7 protein-coding genes and 1 rRNA gene are annotated in these 6,493 nt (G+C 68.3%); 5 read left to right on the top strand and 3 right to left on the bottom strand.

Going from position 1 to position 6,493, the window contains the following annotated elements; translation table 11 throughout:
* Nucleotides 1–138 precede the first annotated feature (138 nt).
* From AB4Z46_RS26070 to AB4Z46_RS26085, 4 genes are all read left to right on the top strand, one after another.
* Complete coding sequence (locus AB4Z46_RS26070) at nucleotides 139–1,086, top strand: tripartite tricarboxylate transporter substrate binding protein (RefSeq protein WP_442286450.1); 948 nt, start codon at nucleotides 139–141, stop codon at nucleotides 1,084–1,086.
* Nucleotides 1,087–1,103: 17 nt separating this feature from the next.
* On the top strand, nucleotides 1,104–1,676 hold the full coding sequence (locus AB4Z46_RS26075) for a cupin domain-containing protein (RefSeq protein ID WP_442286451.1): 573 nt from the start codon (nucleotides 1,104–1,106) through the stop codon (nucleotides 1,674–1,676).
* Between the two features lie 163 nt (nucleotides 1,677–1,839).
* A complete protein-coding gene (locus tag AB4Z46_RS26080) occupies nucleotides 1,840–1,992 on the top strand; it encodes a hypothetical protein (RefSeq protein ID WP_442286452.1) in 153 nt (50 codons plus the stop codon).
* A 130-nt stretch (nucleotides 1,993–2,122) separates the two neighbouring features.
* Nucleotides 2,123–3,280: an alpha-hydroxy acid oxidase gene (locus AB4Z46_RS26085; RefSeq protein ID WP_442286453.1), complete on the top strand. Its 1,158-nt coding sequence runs from the start codon at nucleotides 2,123–2,125 to the stop codon at nucleotides 3,278–3,280.
* 56 nt (nucleotides 3,281–3,336) lie between these two features.
* Here AB4Z46_RS26085 and AB4Z46_RS26090 read toward each other — a convergent pair whose 3' ends face one another.
* A complete protein-coding gene (locus AB4Z46_RS26090) occupies nucleotides 3,337–3,897 on the bottom strand; it encodes a putative glycolipid-binding domain-containing protein (protein WP_442286454.1) in 561 nt (186 codons plus the stop codon).
* A gap of 43 nt (nucleotides 3,898–3,940) precedes the next feature.
* Here AB4Z46_RS26090 and AB4Z46_RS26095 point away from each other — a divergent pair, with 43 nt between their 5' ends.
* The gene (locus AB4Z46_RS26095) at nucleotides 3,941–5,230 is read left to right on the top strand and encodes a Y-family DNA polymerase (RefSeq protein WP_442286459.1); all 1,290 of its coding nucleotides are present in this window, start codon (nucleotides 3,941–3,943) and stop codon (nucleotides 5,228–5,230) included.
* Here the strand turns inward: AB4Z46_RS26095 and AB4Z46_RS26100 are convergent.
* Together AB4Z46_RS26100 and rrf are read right to left on the bottom strand one after the other, a co-directional pair.
* On the bottom strand, nucleotides 5,227–6,171 hold the full coding sequence (locus AB4Z46_RS26100) for a purine-nucleoside phosphorylase (RefSeq protein WP_442286455.1): 945 nt from the start codon (nucleotides 6,169–6,171) through the stop codon (nucleotides 5,227–5,229). The two genes, AB4Z46_RS26095 and AB4Z46_RS26100, sit on opposite strands and share 4 nt — an antisense overlap.
* Nucleotides 6,172–6,400: 229 nt before the next feature.
* Nucleotides 6,401–6,493, bottom strand: a 5S ribosomal RNA gene (gene rrf, locus AB4Z46_RS26105); the annotation flags it as partial.

Genomic DNA, 6,493 nt, shown 5'->3' on the forward strand with positions numbered 1-6,493 from the left:
CGAAACGCGGACTGAAGCGCCGAGGGGCCGGCGGGAGTTCGATCATAGCCGGCCGATTCAGTCACTTGATTGATTCAGTCAGATGACTGAACTATGATCCGGCGCGCCATCCCATCCCGAACCACGGAGAACCATCGAATGAAAAGAACCATGCTGGCAGCGCTGCTGGCGCTGCAGGGCCTTGCCTGGGCCCAGGACGGCTTTCCCGCCCGGGCGCTCACCATCATCAATCCCTGGGCGGCCGGCAGTTCGACGGACCTGATGGCGCGCACGCTGGCCGACCAGTTCCAGAAGCAGTGGGGCCAGGGCGTGGTCGTGGTCTCGCGCGAGGGCGGCTCCGGCGTGATCGGCATGACCGCGCTCTCCCAGGCTCCGGCCGACGGTCTCACGCTGGCCTTCACGCCGATGACGCCCATCACGGTGCAGCCGCACTACATCAAGGGGCTCAAGCTGCGGCCCGACACGGTGCAGCCCCTGTGCGGCGTGACCGAGAACATCCTCGGTGTCTCCGTGCGCAGCGACAGTCCTTTCAAGACGATCGGCGAACTGATCGCGGCCGCCAGGAGCCGGCCGCTGAACTACGGCTCGCCCGGTCCCAATTCGGCCCCCTTCCTCGCGATCGACCAGCTCACGCGCGACCAGAAGCTCGACCTGGTTCACATTCCCTACAAGGGCGACGCCGCCTCGATCCAGGAATTGCTCGCCGGCCGGCTCGACTTCGTGAGCAGCATCGCCGCCTCGGCGGCACCGCAGATCCAGGCCGGCAAGCTGCGGCTGCTCGCCGTGGCCTCGGCGCGCCGCCATCCGGCCTACCCCGAAGTCCCGACCTTCAAGGAACTCGGCCTGCCGGTGCTGGAGGAATCCTTCGCCGGCCTGTTCGTGCCGCGCGGCGTGCCCGAACCGATCCTCGAGAAGCTCGATGCGGCCTGCGCACGCGCGGCCGCTTCCGATGCCGTGCGCGAGGCTGCGGCACGCGGCAACCAGGTCGTGGCCTACCAGCCGCGCGCCGCCTGGGAACGCCGGATCGACGAGCAATTCCGCAAGCAGGGCGAAGCCTTCCGCCGCACCGGCGCGGTGGCCCAATGACCTTCCAGGAGCCCAGCTTGACCACACCCACGCCCTCATCCCCCGCCCTTTCCGCTTCGGGCCTCGCTCCGATTCGCCGCGTCGTCACGGGCGACGGCACCAACGGCCGCTCGCGCATCGTCGAAGACGGCCCCTCGCCGGCCGTGCGCGTCGTGGCCGAACGTCCGGGCTACCGCGTCACCAACCTCTGGTGCACGGGCGCAGCGCCTTCTGCCTTCGCCGCGCCCGATGCCATCGAGGCGCACCAGGGCGTGGCGCCGCCACCGAACGGCACGGTGCTGCGCATCATCGACATCCCGCCGGAGCCGCAGGATCCGCAGGCGCTGCAACGCGCGCTCGAAGCCACCTTTGCGAACATGTACCGTGACGCGCACCGGGAAGTGAAGCCCGGCGAGCACCCGGGGATGCACCGCACGGACACCGTGGACTACGCGCTGATGCTGGAGGGCGAACTGATCGCGATTCTCGACGACGAGGAAACGGTGTTGCGAGCGGGCGACGTGCTGATCCAGCGCGGAACGCGCCACGCCTGGGCCAACCGGTCGGGCGCCCCGGCGCGCATTGCCTTCGTGCTGGTGTCGGCGCGCTGAAGGGACGGCCCGGCCCGCGGCTCGGACGCTGTCCGACACCTGTCAGCCGGAACCGATGGCCACCCATCGGCAAACGGCGTACAGGCATCCCGCGCCGCGGCCCACGGCGTCGCAGCGTGCGGGCTGCTGTGCGGGCACGCCCGCCGGGCCTATACCTTCATCCATGGGAGTTCGCTCCACCACTTCCACGGAGGCCGTGATGCTGATCAAGATGACAACCGTGCCGCAGGGACAAGACCCGCATGTCGTGGTCGCCTGGATCCGCGCCTGCATCTGGGCCAGCGTCGAAGGCTGGCCGTTCTGCAGACTGAAGTAGGAAGCTCGGGCGAGTCCCGACGCCCGGGTCCGCCGGGACTCGCAGGCCAACAGGAACGACCGGAAAGGGCGCTCGGGCGCGCCGCCGATAATAGGCATTGCGCAGCCACAGAACCCAGGAGCCCTTTCCCGTGCCAGACCTGTCCAAGATCACGACCATCGAAGACCTGCGAGTCATCGCCAAGAGTCGCGTGCCACGCATGTTCTACGACTACGCCGACTCCGGCGCCTGGACCGAGGGCACCTATCGCGCCAACGAGAGCGACTTCCAGAAGATCAAGCTGCGGCAGCGCGTCGCGGTCAACATGGAAGGCCGCTCGACCCGCACCACGATGATCGGCCAGGAGGTCGCGATGCCCGTGGCGATCGCCCCGACCGGCCTGGCCGGCATGCAGCATGCCGACGGCGAGATCCTCGGCGCGCTCGCGGCCAAGGCCTTCGGCATTCCGTTCACGCTCTCGACCATGAGCATCTGCTCGCTCGAGGACATCGCCGAGAAGACCGACCGCCATCCGTTCTGGTTCCAGCTCTACGTGATGCGCGACCGCGACTTCATCGAGCGCCTGATCGAACGCGCCCGCGCCGCCAACGTCTCGGCGCTGCAGCTCACGCTCGACCTGCAGATCCTCGGCCAGCGCCACAAGGACATCAAGAACGGCCTCACCGCGCCGCCCAAGCCCACGCTCAAGAACCTCATGAACCTGGCCACCAAGCCGCGCTGGTGCATGGGCATGCTGGGCACCAGGCGCCGCACCTTCGGCAACATCGCGGGCCACGCCAAGGGCGTGAAGGATCTCTCCTCGCTGTCCTCCTGGACCGCCGAGCAGTTCGACCCGACGCTGAGCTGGGCCGACGTCGAGTGGATCAAGAAGCTCTGGGGCGGCAAGCTGATCCTGAAGGGCATCATGGACGTGGAAGACGCGCGCCTCGCGGCGGCCAGCGGCGCCGATGCGCTGATCGTCTCGAACCACGGGGGCCGCCAGCTCGACGGTGCACCCTCCTCGATCGCCGCACTGCCGGCGATCGCCGAGGCGGTCGGCACCGAGATCGAGGTCTGGATGGACGGCGGCATCCGCAGCGGCCAGGACGTGCTCAAGGCGCGCGCACTGGGCGCCCACGGCACCCTGATCGGCCGCAGCTTCCTCTACGGCCTGGGCGCCTTCGGCCAGGCTGGCGTGACCCGCGCGCTGCAGATCATCCAGCGCGAACTCGATCTCACCATGGCCTTCTGCGGCCGCACGCAGATCGACGAGGTCGACTCGAGCATCCTGCTGCCCGGCACCTTCTGAAGGCGCACGCGTCGAGCGACCTGCGCCACGACCGCTGACCCGCTGACGGCGGCGATTCAGTCCTCGGCTTCCCAGATCGCCGGGTAGCGGCGCACGAAGCCATCCGGGGTGACTTCCAGCATGGCCTCGTAATCGAAGCGCGGCGCGGTGTACCAGTAGTCGCTCTCGCTGCGCCGCTCGTAGCGCTGCTGCAGTTCGCTCAGCCCGCCGCCGTCCAGGTCCAGCCAGGCCACCGGGGCATCCGCGGCCTCGCCGGGCGCCAGGTGCAGCCTTCGAAGCTGCGGCAGGTTGGTCGCCGGCGTGAAGCCCAGGTCCAGATCGACGCAATGACCGAGCTCCATCGCCGGCGCATCGTTGAGCTTCCACCCGCCGTGCGCATCGCGCACGATCGACAGGTCGATCGCCTCGCCGCCGAGCCAGCCGCGCACCGTGCCCCATTGCGTGTGCCAGGCGCGATCGCAGCGCACGCGATAGTGCAGCTGCGCGACCCTTCCGTCCTCATGGCGAAACGCCGCCCCGCCGTCGATCTGCCAGTTGTCGCCCTGGCGCTCGAGCCGGCAGACGTCATGCCCCGGCTGGCCGAGCCGGCGCCAGAGAATCGAAGCGAGGGTCTGCATGGGGCGGATCATGGCACCGGCAGCCTGCGCAGCGCAAGCGTCGATGGAGCGCCGGTCGGACGCGGCCGCAGCGACGACAATTGCAGGGGTGACGACCGCACCGATCCGCCGCATCGCCCACCTCGACATGGACGCCTTCTACGCCTCTGTCGAACTGCTGCGCTACCCGCAGCTCAAGGGCCTGCCGATGGTGATCGGCGGCGGCCGCCGCAAGGTCGACGAGGCCCTGCGCGCGGTGCCCGAGGGCGGTACGCTGGCCGACATCCCGGTGGCCGCCTTTCCACTGCTCAAGGACTACGCGGGGCGCGGCGTGATCACCACCGCGACCTATGCAGCGCGGCAGTTCGGCATCGGCTCGGCGATGGGGCTCATGAAGGCCGCCAAGCTGTGTCCGCAGGCGCTGATCCTGCCGGTGGACTTCGACGAGTACCGCAGGTACTCGCGCCGCTTCAAGCAGGTCATCACCGAGATCGCGCCGCTCATGGAAGACCGCGGCGTCGACGAGGTCTACATCGATTTCACCGAGGTCCCCGGCGGCCAGCGCGAAGGCGGGCGGGTGCTCGCGCGGCTGATCCAGAAGTCGATCCTCGACGCCACCGGGCTGACCTGCTCGATCGGCGTGGCGCCGAACAAGCTGCTGGCCAAGATGGCCAGCGAGTTCGACAAGCCCAACGGCATCTCGATCGTGTTCGAGAGCGACCTGCAGGCGCGCATCTGGCCGCTGCCCTGCCGCAAGGTCAACGGGATCGGCCCGAAGGCCGACGAGAAGCTGCAGCAGCACGGCATCCGCACCATCGGCGAGTTGGCCTCGAAGGACCGCGACTGGCTGGTCGCGAACTTCGGCAAGGCCAGCGGCGCCTGGATGCATGAAGTCGCCTGGGGCCGTGACAACCGGCCCGTGGTGACCGAGAGCGAGCCGGTGTCGATGAGCCGCGAGACCACCTTCGAGCGCGACCTGCACGCGGTGCGCGACCGCGCCGAACTCGGCGCCATCTTCACTCACCTCTGCGAGAAGCTGGCCGAAGACCTGCAGCGCAAGGGCTACGTCGGCAAGACCATCGGCATCAAGCTGCGCTACGGCGACTTCAAGATCGCGACCCGCGACCAGACCATCGAGGGCTTCACGGCCGATCCGAAGGCGATCCGCCGCATCGCGGGCCAGTGCCTCAAGCGGGTGCCGCTGGAACGCCCGCTGCGCCTGCTCGGGGTGCGCGTGGGCACGCTCGCCAGGGCCGGCGAGGTCCAGGTGGAGGCGGCGTCCCAAGGCGGCCCAGCACACCGCGGCAGGTCATCGGCCGACGCCGCGGCAGCCCAGACCGCCTCGCTGTTCTAGCGCTGCGCAAGCGCCGGCACGCCGGCCTGCCACTGCGGCCAGTTGACGACGATGTGATCGACCACGCGGCTGCCGACGAGCTCGATGTTTTCGACCGTTTCGGCAAAGCCGCCCGCGGTTTCGCCGGGCGCCGGATCCAGGTGCTGCAGGGTGGTCTCGCGCGGATTGCCCTGGTCGAAATTGACCGCGCCGCGCAGGCTCATCACACGATCGGTGCCATGCTGGCGCTTGATCACCAGCGTGATCGCGGCGGCTTCCATCTCGGTGATCACGTAGTCGTCGGCGCCATACAGCTTCGCGATGTACTGCGCCTGGTTCGACAAGCCCGGGCCATGGAAGAAGGTATCGCCGGTCATGTGGGTGCCCGTGCCGACGAATGGCGCGCGGCGCGCAGCCGCCTGCGGATAGCGCAGGCGGTAGGCCTTGGCCGAATCGGAATCCTTCAGCGGCGTGTCGGCCGAGAGCTTCATCGCCCAGGCGACCAGTTCGGGATTGAGCTTGAAGCGGCGGTACTCCTCGTAGCCCTTGCGCGGCATGAAAGTCGGCTCGCCGGCCTTGTTCTCCTCGGGCGCCCAGCGATGGCCGAGGTCGTAGTCGACCAGCCAGGTGGCCCAGCTGACCTCACCGATGGTCCCGCGCGAAGGCGGCGTGCCCGCCACGCCCGAGATCACGTAGTAGGCCTTCGAGAAATCGAACTTCGGACTGGTCAGGATGGCCTGCATCGACGAAGACGAATTGACCTTTCCCATGCCGAGCACCGACCCGCAGACGCCGTCGGCATTGCAATACACGGGCTGCAACGCACCGGGCACGGTGACCGGCGTCGAGCCCTTCCAGTAGCGCTCGTACCAGTGCTGGAATTCACCGGCGCGGTCGCCGGTGTTCTGCCCGATCTCGAACATGGCGGCCACGAACACCTTGACCTTCACGGGCTCGGCCACGGACGGCTGGGGCGTTGAAGCGCAACCCGCGGCGAGGGCGACAACGGCAGACAGTGCCACCCAACGGGCACGACGGGACCAGACAGCGAACATGGGAATACTCCGGTGGGAAATGGCGTGATTGCTGCAAAGCCCGTGCCCGACAATATCTGGGCTGCCGGCAGCATGGTGAAACCCAAACGCAAAAAGCCCAGCCTTTTGAGGGGCTGGGCTATTTGGGGCTGTAAGAGCCTGACGATGACCTACTTTCACACGGGAACCCGCACTATCATCGGCGCTGAGTCGTTTCACTGTCCTGTTCGGGATGGGAAGGAGTGGGACC

Origin of the sequence: Variovorax sp. M-6 (assembly GCF_052114385.1) — a bacterium.
Taxonomy (GTDB): domain Bacteria; phylum Pseudomonadota; class Gammaproteobacteria; order Burkholderiales; family Burkholderiaceae_C; genus Variovorax.